This is a genomic window from Enterobacter sp. 22499, assembly GCF_052044815.1.
GTDB classification, from domain to species: domain Bacteria; phylum Pseudomonadota; class Gammaproteobacteria; order Enterobacterales; family Enterobacteriaceae; genus Enterobacter; species Enterobacter bugandensis.
On sequence record NZ_JBQENR010000004.1, the window covers coordinates 191,332 to 206,681 of the forward strand.

General features: G+C 56.2%; 12 protein-coding genes. 6 read left to right on the forward strand and 6 right to left on the reverse strand.

Annotated features, from left to right (window positions below):
• Positions 1-96 precede the first annotated feature (96 nt).
• The 6 genes from folK to thpR all read right to left on the reverse strand — a co-directional run bounded on the left by folK (position 97) and on the right by thpR (position 4,843).
• On the reverse strand, positions 97-576 hold the full coding sequence (gene folK / locus ACTJI7_RS14390; RefSeq protein WP_047367349.1) for a 2-amino-4-hydroxy-6-hydroxymethyldihydropteridine diphosphokinase: 480 nt from the start codon (positions 574-576) through the stop codon (positions 97-99).
• Entirely contained in the window at positions 573-1,970 is a 1,398-nt protein-coding gene (pcnB, locus tag ACTJI7_RS14395) for a polynucleotide adenylyltransferase PcnB (RefSeq protein WP_440670668.1), read from the reverse strand. The genes folK and pcnB overlap by 4 nt, the downstream gene beginning before the upstream one ends.
• A 42-nt stretch (positions 1,971-2,012) precedes the next feature.
• Positions 2,013-2,903 carry a tRNA glutamyl-Q(34) synthetase GluQRS gene (gene gluQRS / locus ACTJI7_RS14400; RefSeq protein WP_063943794.1) on the reverse strand — a complete coding sequence of 297 codons (891 nt, stop codon included), beginning with the start codon at positions 2,901-2,903 and terminating at the stop codon, positions 2,013-2,015.
• 59 nt (positions 2,904-2,962) lie between these two features.
• The gene (gene dksA / locus ACTJI7_RS14405; RefSeq protein ID WP_013095632.1) at positions 2,963-3,418 is read right to left on the reverse strand and encodes an RNA polymerase-binding protein DksA; all 456 of its coding nucleotides are present in this window, start codon (positions 3,416-3,418) and stop codon (positions 2,963-2,965) included.
• A gap of 176 nt (positions 3,419-3,594) precedes the next feature.
• Positions 3,595-4,299, reverse strand: a complete 705-nt coding sequence (gene sfsA / locus ACTJI7_RS14410; RefSeq protein ID WP_440670651.1) for a DNA/RNA nuclease SfsA — start codon at positions 4,297-4,299, stop codon at positions 3,595-3,597.
• Positions 4,289-4,843 (reverse strand): RNA 2',3'-cyclic phosphodiesterase, encoded by a 555-nt coding sequence (gene thpR / locus ACTJI7_RS14415; RefSeq protein WP_440670653.1) that lies wholly within the window; start codon positions 4,841-4,843, stop codon positions 4,289-4,291. Before thpR ends, sfsA begins: the two co-directional genes overlap by 11 nt.
• A gap of 73 nt (positions 4,844-4,916) precedes the next feature.
• Here thpR and hrpB point away from each other — a divergent pair, with 73 nt between their 5' ends.
• From hrpB to ACTJI7_RS14445, 6 genes are all read left to right on the forward strand, one after another.
• The gene (hrpB, locus tag ACTJI7_RS14420) at positions 4,917-7,346 is read left to right on the forward strand and encodes an ATP-dependent helicase HrpB (protein ID WP_440670655.1); all 2,430 of its coding nucleotides are present in this window, start codon (positions 4,917-4,919) and stop codon (positions 7,344-7,346) included.
• Positions 7,347-7,491: 145 nt separating this feature from the next.
• A complete protein-coding gene (mrcB, locus tag ACTJI7_RS14425) occupies positions 7,492-10,017 on the forward strand; it encodes a bifunctional glycosyl transferase/transpeptidase (protein ID WP_063943790.1) in 2,526 nt (841 codons plus the stop codon).
• A 329-nt stretch (positions 10,018-10,346) separates the two neighbouring features.
• Positions 10,347-10,919, forward strand: coding sequence for a fimbrial protein (locus ACTJI7_RS14430; RefSeq protein ID WP_047367355.1), 573 nt, complete (start codon positions 10,347-10,349; stop codon positions 10,917-10,919).
• Between the two features lie 43 nt (positions 10,920-10,962).
• Positions 10,963-11,676, forward strand: a complete 714-nt coding sequence (locus ACTJI7_RS14435; RefSeq protein ID WP_041911205.1) for a fimbrial biogenesis chaperone — start codon at positions 10,963-10,965, stop codon at positions 11,674-11,676.
• Positions 11,677-11,695: 19 nt separating this feature from the next.
• A complete protein-coding gene (locus ACTJI7_RS14440) occupies positions 11,696-14,176 on the forward strand; it encodes a fimbria/pilus outer membrane usher protein (protein ID WP_440670657.1) in 2,481 nt (826 codons plus the stop codon).
• An 8-nt stretch (positions 14,177-14,184) separates the two neighbouring features.
• Complete coding sequence (locus ACTJI7_RS14445; RefSeq protein WP_082131795.1) at positions 14,185-15,189, forward strand: fimbrial protein; 1,005 nt, start codon at positions 14,185-14,187, stop codon at positions 15,187-15,189.
• Positions 15,190-15,350 lie beyond the last annotated feature (161 nt).

Sequence of the window (15,350 nt, forward strand, 5' to 3'; positions counted from 1 at the left end):
TCTTTGCGCATTCTAACAGTAACATTCGAGGGAACAATGATTTTAGGCAACCGATTAACCACAATTATTTTGTGGTCAATCGGTGAGGGAAGAGGATCACCAGCGAGCGGGTCTTTCCGCGTTCAGGTTGTCCAGAACGGCCTTGAGCGGGATGCCTTCCGGGAAGGTGAGATCGGGCGCCACTTCAAAGAGCGGCCAGAGCATAAAGCCACGATTTTTCATGTCGTAATGCGGTACGGTGAGGCGTTCAGTGTTAATCACCTCATGGCCGAACAGCATAATATCGAGATCAAGCGTGCGCGGCCCCCAGCGTTCGGCTTTGCGTACGCGCCCCTGCTGCAGTTCGATGCGCTGAGTGTTGTCCAGCAGCGTTTCGGCATCGAGGGATGTTTCCAGCACCACGGCGGCGTTCAGATAATCAGGCTGATCCTGCGGGCCTAGCGGCGGCGTGCGGTAAAAGGAGGAGACCGCCACGATACGGCTTTGCGGGATCTCACCCAGCGCCTGTACGGCAGCATTCACCTGCTCCAGCGGAGAGGCTAAATTGCTGCCGATGGCGATATACGCAAGGGTCATGCTGTCCCTTCACGACGCGGTGCGCGTTTGCGCGGACGACGATGACGGCGACGCGGGGCAGGTTCTTCATCCAGCCCGGTCAGCATATCTTTCTGCTCCGGCGGGGCGGAAACCTGGAATTCGGCCCACCACTGCGCCAGGCGCTGTAGCTCCTGATTGCGTTCAGTTTCCGCACGCAGCGACAGCAGGTCGAAGGCGGCGCGGAACTTTGGATGCTCCATCAGCTTCCAGGCACGTTTGCCCTGACGGCGGGACATGCGCAGCTGAAGCTGCCAGATGTCGCGCACCAGCGTGGTAATACGTTTTGGGATAGCCAGCGTGCGGCACCCTTCGTCCAATACATCGTTCGCGGCCAGCGCGAAGGCATCGTAATAGGCGAGGCCGCTCTCCTGGGTGATTCTTTGAGCCGTTTCCAGCAGCGGGTACCAGAACATTGCCGCAAACAGGAATGCCGGGTTCACGCGCATATCGTTATGGATGCGGGTGTCGGTATTTTTCAGTACCTGCGCAATCATCCGCTCCATTGGGCTGTCGCCGTTCTCGGTGAAGTAACGGGTAATGGTCGGGAACAGTGGCTGGAACAGGTTGTATTCGCGCAGCAGATTGTAGGTTTCGAACCCGTAGCCGGCCTGCAGCAGCTTCAGCGCCTCTTCAAACAGGCGGGCAGGCGGCACGTCGTTAATCAGCGTCGCCAGACGCGGGATCGGCTCTGCGGTTTCCGGGCTGATGCGCATGTTCAGCTTGGCGGCAAAACGCACGGCGCGCAGCATGCGAACCGGATCTTCGCGATAGCGCGTTTCCGGCGCGCCGATCAGGCGGATCAGACCCTCTTTCAGGTCCTGCATGCCGCCGACGTAATCACGCACGGTGAAATCCGCCACGCTGTAATAAAGGCTGTTGATGGTGAAGTCGCGACGCTGGGCATCTTCTTCGATAGAGCCGAAGATATTGTCGCGCAGCAGCATACCGTTCTGGCCGCGCTGTGACGTGGTGCGGTCGGATGCACCCGCTTCGTGGTGGCCGCGGAAGGTCGCAACTTCGATGATTTCCGGCCCAAACATCACGTGAGCCAGACGGAAACGGCGGCCAACGAGACGGCAGTTGCGGAATAATTTACGCACCTGCTCGGGCGTGGCGCTGGTCGTCACGTCGAAATCTTTCGGTTTTTTGCCCAGCAGTAAATCACGCACCCCACCGCCAACGAGATAGGCCTCGTAGCCCGCTTTATTCAGACGATAGAGTACCTTGAGGGCATTTTCACTGATATCTTTGCGGGAAATATTGTGCTGCTCACGCGGAATAACCGACATGTGTGGCTGTGCAATAGCGTCGTTCGCCATGCTCTCTTCGCGGCTTAGCACTTTACGGCAAAAATTAGCGACTCGGGTAAAAATGGTACACCTCGTAGTGTGTTTTGTTATGAAAAAAGCGGCTAATCATAGCTCAGCGCAACGCATTTGAGAATGCTGGATTTTTGGCACTGCCGCGAGCGTCCAGTTGGCAATGGCTATTTTCAGCAATTCGTCAATGCGCAGATCCTGCCATTCGTTGGTTACATTCTGGTTGAGAAATCGCAGCGCGTCGATCAAAACAGGACGCGGATCGCCGTCTGGCAGGGCCGGGGCGTGGTTCTGCTTGGAGAGCTTAACGCCCTGCGCATTGACCGCCAGCGGCAGATGAATGTAATCCGGCGCCGTCCAGCCAAACTGATGATAAAGTGAGATTTGCCGTACGGTCGGTTCGACCAGGTCCGCCCCGCGCACAATTTCCGTCACGCCCTGGAAATGATCGTCGACGACCACCGCCAGGTTATACGCAAACAGACCATCACGACGGTGAATAATAAAATCTTCACATGCCAGACGTTCATCCGCCCTAATCTCACCGGAGAGCCGATCGTGGAAGCGGGTGACGGGCGCGCGCTGTAGCAAGCGTACGGCGGCATTTTCCGGGGGAAGATTCAGCGTGCGGCAGTGGCCGTCATACACACCTCCCACGCTCTGGATACGCGCGCGGGTGCAGGTGCAGTTATAGGAGAGCCCCTGAGCGCTGAGCCAGGCCAGACGTTCCCGATAAGCCTCATGACGTTGTGACTGCCACAGAACGTCGCCGTCCCAGTGAAGACCGTAATGTTCCAGCTGACGCAGAATGGTGTCTGCAGCACCGGGAACTTCACGCGGAGGGTCAATATCTTCGATGCGGACGAGCCATTTACCCTGACTGGCGCGAGCCTGCAGGTAGCTGCCAAGCGCGGCAATTAATGAGCCGAAGTGTAATTCACCGGAAGGAGATGGCGCAAAGCGCCCAATATAGTGTGATTCAGACATATCAACAGTAACAAGGCGGGAGAGACTCCCGCCTTTGAAGTGTATAAACAGCGCTGGCGTTAGCCGGCCATCTGTTTTTCGCGGATTTCGGCCAGCGTTTTACAGTCGATGCACAGATCGGCGGTTGGACGCGCTTCCAGGCGACGAATACCGATTTCAACACCGCAGGATTCGCAGTAGCCAAAATCTTCGTCTTCGACTTTTTTCAGCGTTTTCTCGATCTTTTTGATCAGCTTGCGTTCGCGGTCACGGTTACGCAGTTCGAGGCTGAACTCTTCTTCCTGAGCGGCACGGTCTACCGGATCCGGGAAGTTAGCAGCTTCATCCTGCATATGCGAAACGGTGCGATCCACTTCATCCCTGAGTTGATTACGCCATGCTTCAAGAATACGCTTGAAGTGCGACAGCTGGGCTTCGTTCATATACTCTTCGCCCGGCTTCTCTTGATACGGCTCCACCCCAGCGATGGCGAGAATACTCAGGGACGATGTTTTACGGTTTTGCCCTTCTTGCATGTTGCTTCTCCTTAACACGCACTATCGATCCCCGTGTTGGGGGAAAAATCAGGTCGCTATAAATAGCAGATGCTTTTCCGTATGGCAATTATCTAAACGTAACACTTGACAAGCCTGTGAGGAAAAGCGTATTTGCGCACGCGGCCAGAACACTTATTCATCAATCGTCTAATCCCTTATAAGACAATGGGAAGAGACGATCTCAGAGTCATATTATCGGCAGAAAGTCCCGCTTTATAAGCTAAAACCTCTACCCCCTGCTTTTGTGCCTCATTCAACAGTTGTGCGTATTTAGGATCGATGTGGCGGGCAGGGGAAAACCGTTCAATCGCTGTATGCAACACCGCAAACAGCAATACGGCGCGTTTGCCCGCCGCCGCAACACTCATTAGCTCTCGCAGATGCTTCTGCCCGCGTAGTGTTACCGCATCCGGAAAGAAGCCGTTTTCCTGTTCCGCTAACGTCACTGATTTTACTTCAATATAGCACTCAGGACGGCCTTCCGCCTGTAACATGAAGTCAATTCTGCTGCCTTCATCGCCGTATTTCACTTCTGTTTTATGCGTACCGTAACCCACCAGTTCGGGAATGGCGCCATTCGTCAGCGCTTCCTTAACCAGCTGATTTGCACGCAGAGTATTAACACAAATAAACGCCCCGTTTTGCGTTTCGGTTATTTCCCAGGTATGGGGATATTTGCGTTTAATATTTTCTGAAGTGGAATACCAGACCGTGTCACCCGGCGCGGCGCAACCGGTCATGGCGCCGGTGTTGGGGCAGTGCAGGGTGAGTTCTTCGCCTTCTGGCGTCACCACGTCGGCGAGGAAGCGTTTGTAGCGTTGGATCAGCGTGGCGGACTGGAGTGCAGGACTAAACTTCATCGGAATTCCTTGTGGTGTCGCCCAACGTCCAGCGCTGTAGCGGCCTGTAGCGGGTGCGTCCCCGTGCAAAGACGGATTCATAAAGCGCGAATTCATTAACCGGAAAAGCCCAGTGAAAACCCGGCGGCGGAATGGCAACGGCCTGACCGGCATCGCGCAGCAGCGTGACGTGCGGATGAAACGGCTGCGGGCTCTGGTAACAGCCGCTGCGCGCTGCCTGCGCGCGCAAAATATTGGCGAGCTGTAACAACCCGCGCGGCGGCTGGCGCGTACCCAGCCAGACCACGCGCGAACGCAGCCACTGACCCGCATCGTCAAGGTGCAGCGTAAACGCCGGCTGGGCAATACGCCCGGCCATGGCGGCTAATGCCCGATGTTTTTCGGCGCTCACGTCACCCAAAAAGGCCAGCGTCAGGTGCAGGTTTGCCGCCGCAACGGGCCGGCCCGCTTCCGGTGGAAAATGTTCCGCGCGCCAGCGAACGATTTGCCGCTGTAGGGTGGTGGGCAATTCAATGGCAAAAAACAGCCGTTTCGAATCAGACATACGGGGGACTCGGTAATGATATACGCCGATGCTACAATGTACGCCGACTAATGTTAACCCTCTGGAGCTGTTAGTGTCCTCATTGCCGGTCGCCGTCGTTCTTCCTGAGCTTCTCGCTGCCTTACAACATGCCCCGCAGGTTTTGCTTAACGCGCCTACGGGGGCGGGTAAATCTACCTGGCTGCCGCTGCAGATCCTTAAAGAGGGGAAGATTGCCGGGAAAATTATCCTGCTGGAGCCGCGCAGGCTGGCCGCGCGCAACGTGGCGCAGCGCCTGGCGGAACTGCTGAATGAAAAACCGGGCGAAACGGTAGGCTACCGGATGCGCGCCGAAACCTGCGTCGGCCCGTCCACGCGGCTTGAGGTGGTCACCGAGGGCATTCTTACCCGCATGCTGCAAAACGACCCGGAGTTGAACGGCGTCGGGCTGGTGATCCTGGATGAATTCCACGAGCGCAGCCTGCAGGCCGATCTGGCCCTCGCGCTGTTGCTCGACGTTCAGCAGGGGCTGCGCGACGATCTGCGGCTGCTGATTATGTCGGCGACGCTGGATAACGAGCGGCTACGACAGGCATTACCCGATGCGCCGGTCATCAGCTCAGAAGGACGGGCATTTCCTGTTGAGCGTCGCTATCAGCCGCTTCCTGCCCATCAGCGTTTTGACGAAGCGGTAGCTATTGCTACTGCTGACCTGCTTCGCCAGACGCCCGGCTCGCTGCTGCTATTTTTGCCCGGCGTGGGGGAGATTCAGCGCGTGCAGGAGCGGCTGGCCTCCAGGGTGGGCAGTGACGTACTGCTTTGCCCGCTCTATGGTGCCCTGTCGTTGACCGAGCAGCGTAAAGCCATCCTTCCCGCCCCGGCGGGGCAGCGTAAAGTCGTGCTGGCAACCAACATTGCCGAAACCAGTTTAACTATCGAAGGCATTCGCCTGGTGGTGGATAGCGCGCAGGAGAGGGTGGCGAGCTTTGATCCGCGCACCGGGCTGACTAAACTGCTGACACAACGCATCAGTCAGGCGTCAATGGTGCAGCGCGCGGGCCGTGCGGGGCGTCTAGAGCCGGGTATTTGCCTGCATTTGACCAGCGCGGAGCAGGCTGAACGCGCGGCACAGCAAAGCACGCCGGAGATTTTACAAAGCGATCTCTCCGGGCTGGTGATGGATCTCCTGCTTTGGGGCTGCCCGGATCCTGAACAGCTCACCTGGCTTAATCCGCCGCCTGTCGTGAATCTCGCCGCCGCGCGCAGCCTGCTCAGCCAGCTTGGCGCGCTGGAAGGTGAACGTCTGACGGCGCGCGGTCAGAAAATGGCGGCGCTGGGCAACGATCCGCGTCTGGCGGCGATGCTGGTGGCCGCTCAGGGCGAAGATGAAATTGCCACAGCGGCGAAACTGGCGGCTATTCTTGAGGAGCCGCCGCGCGGAGGCAGCAGCGATCTGGGGCAGGCGTTTTCGCGCAATCAGGGAAACTGGCAGCAGCGGGCGCAGCAGCTGTGCAAACGCCTGAACTGCCGGGGCGGTTCACCTGACGGCGATAAGATTGCCTCTCTTCTGGCGCTGGCCTTCCCGGACAGGATTGCGCGCCGCCGCGGGCTGGATGGACGCTACCAGCTGGCAAACGGCATGGGGGCGATGCTGGACAGCGATGATGCCCTGACGCGACATGAATGGCTGATCGCGCCGCTCCTGCTTCAGGGCAGCCAGTCTCCTGATGCCCGTATTTTACAGGCGATTGCCGTGGACATAGATGCCCTGACGCGTACCTGCCCGCAGCTGCTCCAGCAATCGGACATCGTGGAATGGGATGACGCTCAGGGGACGCTAAAGGCGTTTCGGCGTAGTCAGATTGGCAAACTGATCCTCGGGACGAAACCGCTGGCGAAGCCGTCGGAAGAAGAGTTACACCAGGCAATGCTGAACGGCATTCGGGAAAAGGGCCTTAACGTTCTGAACTGGACGCCGGAAGCTGAACAGTATCGCATTCGTCTGCACTGCGCCGCGAAGTGGCTACCGGAATACGGCTGGCCCGCGGTGGATGATGAGACGCTGCTCGCGACGCTTGAGCAGTGGCTGCTGCCGCAAATGAGCGCCGTGCACTCTCTGCGCGCCCTTAAGGCGCTTGATGTTAAGACCGCGTTACAGAATTTACTGGACTGGTCATTACGTCAACGTCTGGATAGTGAGCTTCCTGGGCATTACACTGTGCCCACCGGGAGCCGGATTGCCATTCGTTATCATGAGGATAATCCTCCGGCGCTGGCGGTTCGGATGCAGGAGATGTTTGGTGAGGCAACCACGCCGTCTATTGCGGAAGGGCGGGTGCCGTTGGTGCTTGAGCTGCTCTCGCCTGCGCATCGTCCGTTGCAGATCACCCGCGATCTGGGAGCGTTCTGGGCGGGAAGCTACCGTGAAGTGCAGAAAGAGATGAAGGGGCGCTACCCCAAACACGTATGGCCGGACGATCCGGCGAATACGGCGCCGACGCGGCGGACGAAGAAATATTCGTAGTGGGGAAAGTGCGGCCTGATGCCCTCACCCCGGCCCTCTCCCACGGAGAGAGGGAGAAAACCAATTTTGAGAGATTTCTTCTTTCACAGGCCTGTGGAAGAAAAGAAAATCTGGCCTTTGCGCCTGAAAGTTGCGGAGAAAAAGCATGGCGGGGAATGACCGCGAGCCAATAGGACGTAAGGGAAAACCCGCGCGTCCGGCGAAAGAAAAGGTAAGCCGTCGTCGCCTCAGAGATGAGGAGTATGACGATGACTATGAAGACGATTATGAGGATGAAGAACCCATGCCGCGTAAAGGAAAAGGCAAAGGGCGTAAGCCTCGTGGGAAGCGCGGCTGGTTCTGGCTGCTACTGAAGCTGTTCATTGTTTTTGTTGTGCTGATCGCTATTTACGGCGTTTATCTGGATCAGAAGATCCGCAGCCGTATCGACGGGAAAGTCTGGCAATTGCCGGCGGCAGTGTATGGTCGCATGGTGAACCTTGAGCCGGACATGTCCATCAGCAAGAACGAGATGGTGAAACTGCTGCAAGCTACGCAGTATCGTCAGGTCACGAAAATGACCCGCCCGGGCGAATTTACCGTCCAGGCGAAAAGCATTGAGATGATCCGCCGCCCGTTCGACTTCCCGGACAGCAAAGAGGGGCAGGTGCGCGCGCGTCTGACTTTTGACGGCGATCGGCTGGAAACCATTGAGAACATGGACAATAACCGCCAGTTCGGTTTCTTCCGTCTTGATCCGCGTCTGATCACCATGCTCTCGTCCGCCAATGGCGAACAGCGCCTGTTCGTGGCGCGTAACGGCTTCCCGGATCTGCTGGTGGATACTCTGCTGGCAACCGAAGACCGCCATTTCTACGAGCACGACGGTATCAGTCTCTACTCCATCGGCCGTGCGGTGCTGGCGAACCTGACTGCGGGTCGTACCGTGCAGGGGGCGAGTACGCTTACCCAGCAGCTGGTGAAGAACCTGTTCCTCTCCAGCGAGCGTTCTTACTGGCGTAAAGCCAACGAAGCGTACATGGCCGTGCTGATGGATGCGCGCTACAGCAAGGATCGTATCCTTGAGCTGTACATGAACGAGGTGTACCTCGGCCAGAGCGGCGATAACGAGATCCGCGGCTTCCCGCTGGCGAGCCTGTACTACTTTGGCCGTCCGGTGGAAGAGCTCAGCCTTGACCAGCAGGCGCTGCTGGTGGGCATGGTGAAAGGGGCGTCCATTTATAACCCGTGGCGCAACCCGAAACTGGCGCTGGAGCGTCGTAACCTGGTACTGCGTCTGCTGCAACAGCAGCAGGTGATTGACCAGGAATTATACGACATGCTTAGCGCACGTCCGCTGGGCGTGCAGCCGCGCGGTGGGGTGATCTCTCCGCAGCCTGCTTTCATGCAGATGGTGCGCCAGGAGCTGCAAAGCAAGCTCGGTGATAAGGTCAAAGATCTCTCCGGCGTGAAGATCTTCACAACCTTTGACTCGGTAGCCCAGGACGCGGCAGAAAAAGCGGCGGTTGAAGGCATTCCGGTGCTGAAGAAGCAGCGCAAGCTCTCCGATCTGGAAACCGCGATGGTGGTGGTTGACCGTAACACCGGCGAAGTGCGCGCGATGGTGGGCGGCGCAGAGCCGCAGTATGCGGGCTACAACCGCGCGATGCAGGCGCGTCGTTCGATTGGCTCTCTGGCTAAACCGGCGACCTATCTCACCGCGCTGAGCCAGCCGAATTTGTATCGCCTGAACACCTGGATCGCCGATGCGCCAATCTCCCTGCGTCAGCCTAACGGCCAGGTCTGGTCACCGCAGAACGATGATAAACAGTTCAGCGGCCAGGTGATGCTGGTGGACGCGTTAACCCGCTCCATGAACGTACCTACGGTTAACCTCGGTATGGCGCTGGGCCTGCCGGCCATTGTCGATACCTGGCAGAAGCTGGGCGTACCGAAAGATCAGCTGCACCCTGTTCCGGCGATGATTCTGGGGGCGCTTAACCTGACGCCGATCGAAGTGGCGCAGGCGTTCCAGACCATTGCCAGCGGGGGTAACCGCGCACCGCTCTCTGCCCTGCGTTCGGTGATTGCCGAAGATGGCTCCGTGCTGTATCAGAGCTTCCCGCAGGCTGAACGTGCCGTTCCTGCGCAGGCGGCCTACATGACGCTGTGGACGATGCAGCAGGTTGTGCAGCGCGGTACCGGTCGTCAGCTGGGGGCGAAGTATCCTGGTCTGCATCTGGCGGGTAAAACCGGGACCACCAACAACAACGTCGATACCTGGTTTGCCGGTATTGATGGCCGTGAAGTGGTGATCACCTGGGTAGGCCGTGACAACAACCAGCCGACCAAACTTTACGGGGCGAGCGGGGCGATGTCGATTTACCAGCGCTACCTGGCGAACCAGTCACCTGTGCCGCTGAACCTGGTCGCGCCGGAAGATATCGTCGATATGGGCGTGGATGGTTCCGGGAACTTTATCTGCGGCGGCGGGATGCGTACCCTGCCGGTCTGGACGACCAACCCGGACTCACTGTGCCAGCAGAGCCAGCCTGAACAGCCAACGGGCAACCCGTTCGATCAATCTTCTCAGCCGCAGCAGCCGCAGCAACAACCGGCCCAGCAGCAGAACGAGAAGAAAGACAGTGATGGCGTGGCCGGCTGGATCAAGGATATGTTTGGTGGGAATTAATTCCCTGAATAAAAAGCCGCTTTAATATAAAGCGGCTTTTTTGTTTTTTACATTCTGCAATTTTTAAAAATATTAAATATCTAATTTAGAATTTTTAAGTTCTCATTTTTTTCATCTAAAACATGCATTTGAAATCTTCTACATGTTGCGTAACTTTATCCTCTCTGGACACAATGAAGAATAATCTGATGTAATCGCCATAAGAAATTCACTGGCTCATAGGATATTCCTATTTAGTCAGTCATGTGTAACATGCTGGATAACATTTCGACTCAAAGTATTTGTAGTGCGAATGGATGCCACAATTATCAAATATAAGGATATTTTTCATGAACAAAAAAGTTGTCGCTACATTTTTAGCCGGAAGCGTTATGGCCGCGCTGTCTCTGCCTGTATTTGCATCAAACGATTCCGGTACGGTGAACTTCGCCGGAAAAATTGTTGCCGATACCTGTGAAATTAACGTTGATGGCACAGGGACTAACGCTTCCACCGTCACTTTCGCAGATACCTATCCTTCGGATTTTGGTGCTGACGGTACGGTTGGCACCTCAAAAGCCTTTAAGATTGAAGTGAAAAAATGTGACCCGCTGGTCGCTAAACTGAACCTCAAGTTTAGCGGCACGACAACAGACGCCGCTAACAAGCGCTTGAAGAACGATCTGACTGGCGCAGGCAATGCGACCAACGTTGGCATCATCGTCAGCAATGAGAACGGCGCTAAAGGCGATGTTGTTTTCGACGGTTCAGTACCGGATACGGGTACCGATGTGAATAACGACGCGACCGGGGCAACGGCTTCTGTCTTTAACTACACCGCGAAAGTGATTCAGGTGGGGGATACCGCACCAACCGCGGGCCATTACTCCTCCTCTGCAACATTTGAGGTTGTCTATCGCTAAGCAATGACGGGCAGCCTGAACGGCTGCCTTTTTGGAACATTGTATGAAGACTTTATTTAAATTGTTATGTGGTTGTTTAATTATTTCCTGCTGTTCAGTACAGGCAAGTGTTGTTCTCGGTGGTACGCGAATTATTTATCCATCGAATAAATCAGAAGTTCAGATAGCACTTAAAAATAAAGATCCGCATACACGTTATCTGGTGCAAAGCTGGGTCAGTTACCCCAATGATGCGAAAGCGCCCTTTATTATTACTCCTCCTGTTTACAAATTGCAGGAAAATCGTCAAACCCTTTTGCACGTTATTTTTACCGGCGATAAAAAAAGCCTGCCCGCAGACCGGGAATCTCTGTTTCTGGCAAACGTTAAATCCGTATCGGCACTCTCGCCGGAGCTGAAAGAAAAAAACACGCTGCAATTTGCGATGAAAACGCGCCTGAAGCTTTTCTGGCGTCCGGCTCAGCTGAAGGAAAGCGATGCCCTGGAAGCCTACGCAAAAATCACATTCCAGCGTCAGGGCGACACGCTAATTGCAAACAACCCGACCCCGTTTTACGTCTCGTTTGGCGAGTTGGCCGTTGGTGGGAAAAGTGTTCCGGTGAAAGAGACCAAAACCACGCCAGGCGCCATTTCAATGATGGTGGCTCCGTTCAGCGAGCAGCGTTTCGCGTTACCGAATTCAGCAAAGGGCGCGGTGACCTGGACGGCAATCAATGATTTCGGTGGGCAAACCCCACAGCGCAAGCAGGCTCTTTAAATCATCATGTTGGTATTTTATGTCGTCATCTCTGCTTCACAAACAGGTACTGTACGGGATCGCGCTGACGCTGCTCGCCGCGATCCAGCCTGCCTGTGCTGATGACGAATTTAACCTGCGGATCCTTGAGCTGGATACGCCCCTCGAAAATACCTCTACATTAAAAAACTTCATTAACGATAACGGGCTACTTGCCGGAAGCTACCTTACGACTGTTATGTGGGATCGGGACGTTGTGGATAAACGTCCCATCGCTTTCGTGCTGTCTGACGATAAACAGCGCCTGCTGCCGGAGCTGACGAAAGCGGATCTGCGCGATTACGGCGTGAAAGTCGACACGATCCCGGACTTAAAAGATCTGGATGACGGCGCTTATGTCCGCGATATCTCTCATTTCATTGAAAATGCCCGTTACGAATACAATCAGGATGACCAGACCCTGAAGCTGGTCATCCCGCAGGCGTACCGCGACCATGCTGCCGCTGGCGCGATACATCCAAAATTCTGGGATGACGGCGCGCCTGCCGCCTGGACAAGCTATCAACTCAGCGGTTCTCAGCAGCACTACAGTTCGGGCAAAACCTCTTCGACCTGGCTTGGCCTGGAGTCGGGGATTAACCTTGGGGCGTGGCGGCTGCGGAATAACAGCACCTGGAGCGACGCTTCCGGCTGGGAGGGCATTGCCAGCACGTTACAACGCGACATCAAAACGCTGAAAAGCCAGCTTGAGATTGGTCAGACATATACCAATGGTGAACTTTTTGACAGCGTCCAGATGACCGGCGTGAAGCTGGAAACGGATACTTCTATGCTGCCTGTTAGTCAGCAGGGCTTTGCCCCCGTCGTGCGCGGTATTGCCAATAGCGATGCGAAAATCACTATCAAGCAAAACGGCTACACCATCTATCAGACAAACGTCTCGCCGGGGCCGTTCGAGATCCGCGATTTAAGCCAGGTAACATCCGGAGCCGATCTGGAAGTGACCGTCGAAGAGGCGGACGGCAGCGAGCATAGCTTCATCCAGGCCAGCGCGTCGGTGCCGGTGTTACAGCGGGAAGGCGGCTTTAAGTATTCGCTGGCCGCAGGGCGCTATCGCGGTAATGAAGGTGAAGACGAACCCACCTTTGCGCAAGGCACGGCCATCTATGGTCTGCCTTACGGCGTCACGGCGTATACCGGCGCGCTGGGTTCATCACTGTATCATGCGCTGCTGCTGGGGCTCGGTGCCGATCTGGGGCATTTCGGCTCCGCCTCTGTCGACCTCACGGCCGCGCGTACCGCGTTTGATGACGGGCGTGACGATGCCAGTGGTTTATCCTGGCGGGCGCAGTATTCAAAAGATATTCCCGATACGGATACCACTATCACGCTTGCCAGCTATCGCTACTCCACATCGGGGTTCTATACCTTTCAGGAAGCTATCGATCAGCGTGACAGCGAAATCGATGACGGCATTTATACCTACCGCAGAACTAATAACCGCCGTAGCCGCATGCAGCTCAACCTTTCCCAGCGGTTTTCTGACTGGGGCTCGGCCTATCTCAACGGCTATCAGCAGGACTACTGGGATATGGACGGCCATGAGCGTAGCGTCAGCGCGGGGTTCAGCTCCAGCTGGCGCGACATCACCTGGTCGATAAGTTACAACCTGACCCGCACGCCAGATGCCGATACCGACCGGCAAATGGCGTTGACGGTCAACATTCCGTTATCAAAGTGGCTGCCGAATTCCTGGGCAACCTACAGTGCCAATACCTCCAGTGGCGGATTTGTCTCGCATCAGGTTGGGCTTGGCGGTACCGCGCTGGAGGACAATAAGCTGAGCTACAACCTCCAGCAGACCTATGCCAACCAGGATACGGGTTACGGCGGCAGCCTGTCCGGGCGTTATCGCGGGGCTTCCGGTGAGGTAGGGATGGGGTACAGCTACGGTGGTAACAATCGGCAGTGGAACTACAGCGCTCAGGGGTCAATCGTTGCTCACGAGCATGGCGTGACGCTGGGGCAACCCGTACGCGACGCCTTCGCCATTGTGCACATTAAAGATGGTGATAACGTCAAAGTGCAAAATGGGCGCGGCATCACGACGGACCGTTTTGGTAACGCGATTGTTCCTTCTCTGACGGCCTACCGGCACAACATCATCACCGTGAATACGCAGGATCGGGAAGATATTGATATCGACGCGGCAACGCTGGATCTCGTGCCGACGAAAGGGGCGGCAGTGCCGGCCACGTTCGACGCGCGCGTGGGACGACGCGCGCTGGTGACCTTGCTCTACGCGGGTAAGCCCGTGCCGTTTGGTGCCCTGGTGGCGCTGGACAACACCACGGCCATCGTGGGCGATGATGGGGAGGTTTACCTGACAGGGCTGTCCGGCAAAACAACGTTTAGCGTGCAGTGGGGAGAAGAGCGCGATCGGCAGTGTCACGGGACGCTCGATCTTCCCTCGCACAGCCCGGCAGGGATCGTGAAAGCCACGATCAACTGCCTTAACTGAGGTATCTCATGAACCTACGACGTATCGTTAACACTTTTCTGCCACCGGTACTGCTTGTGCTGGCGGGGGCGTTTTGCCATTCAGCCCGGGCAGATTGTACCTTCAACGGCAGCGCTGACGCGGACGCCGTGGTGACGTTTCAGCTTCCCCCGGTCATTATTGTCGCCCCCGACACACCCGTCGGCACCGTGCTTTATGACGCCAGCGTCGAGAGTAAAGCGGTAACAGTGGATTGTAGCGGTGACGCGCAAATTCGACGCGGGTATTTGTACCTCACGGATGCGGATGCGCGCGAAGGTGTGATGAGCGGGGTTTATCAGACCAACGTGCCTGGTATTGGCATCCGTGCGGCGTCATCGACCGAACGGCTTCCCGGTTACACTGAACAGGATTTAGTCCGGCCCATGCAATTTCTGGGATCGATCCACGGCTCTTCGACAAGTACATCTGTATTTCGCGCCGCTGCCCAGCTGGTCGTCACGGGCGCTATCCAGGAGGGCGATCTTGATACCTCACGGTTAACCTCAATGGATATCATGGGCAACGCGCCGATCGGTGAAATGCGCTTCTCTCCCACCACTATTCGCATCACCACAAACACCTGTAACCTGGTCGATCGCAATATCTATGTGCCGCTGAAAACGGTCAATACCCAGGACTTTAGCGGCCAATACTCTGACATCCTCACGGACGGCAGCTTTAAGATTGAGATCACCGACTGCGCGGCAGGCACAAAGGTGGATTATCAGTTTACCAGCGCGGGATCAACGGGCGTCACGAACGGCAATATTTTGGGGATCGCCTCCGGAGATTCCGCCGCTGAAGGCGTCGGCATTCAGATCCTTGACCAGAATGATACTGTACTGCAGTTCGATCGGAACTATACGGCGATAACCGGCACGCAGGACAACGTTCCTGTCGAGATCCCACTCAAGGCTCGCTACGTCAGGACGGGGGAGATAAAAGCCGGCAAAGTCGATTCTGTCGCGACGTTCGAGCTCTTTTACCGTTGATTCATCCTGCCCGCTCTGGCGGGCTAAGGATCATTTCACTAACTTCGTTAACCCTCTCTTTTCATCTGGTTAATTCTTAAACCCTTAAATCTTGTAGGGCCGCTTACTGCTTGCTATGCAACCAGCGTTTCGCATATTATTCTGCGGTCATAATAATAATT

Excerpts from the sequence above, each read along its gene's own strand:
- folK (WP_047367349.1), bottom strand. The coding sequence starts at position 576 with ATGACCCTTGCGTATATCGCCATCGGCAGCAATTTAGCCTCTCCGCTG.
- gluQRS (WP_063943794.1), bottom strand. The coding sequence starts at position 2,903 with ATGTCTGAATCACACTATATTGGGCGCTTTGCGCCATCTCCTTCCGGT.
- dksA (WP_013095632.1), bottom strand. The coding sequence starts at position 3,418 with ATGCAAGAAGGGCAAAACCGTAAAACATCGTCCCTGAGTATTCTCGCC.
- sfsA (WP_440670651.1), bottom strand. The coding sequence starts at position 4,299 with ATGAAGTTTAGTCCTGCACTCCAGTCCGCCACGCTGATCCAACGCTAC.
- thpR (WP_440670653.1), bottom strand. The coding sequence starts at position 4,843 with ATGTCTGATTCGAAACGGCTGTTTTTTGCCATTGAATTGCCCACCACC.
- mrcB (WP_063943790.1), top strand. The coding sequence starts at position 7,492 with ATGGCGGGGAATGACCGCGAGCCAATAGGACGTAAGGGAAAACCCGCG.
- ACTJI7_RS14430 (WP_047367355.1), top strand. The coding sequence starts at position 10,347 with ATGAACAAAAAAGTTGTCGCTACATTTTTAGCCGGAAGCGTTATGGCC.
- ACTJI7_RS14435 (WP_041911205.1), top strand. The coding sequence starts at position 10,963 with ATGAAGACTTTATTTAAATTGTTATGTGGTTGTTTAATTATTTCCTGC.
- ACTJI7_RS14440 (WP_440670657.1), top strand. The coding sequence starts at position 11,696 with ATGTCGTCATCTCTGCTTCACAAACAGGTACTGTACGGGATCGCGCTG.
- ACTJI7_RS14445 (WP_082131795.1), top strand. The coding sequence starts at position 14,185 with ATGAACCTACGACGTATCGTTAACACTTTTCTGCCACCGGTACTGCTT.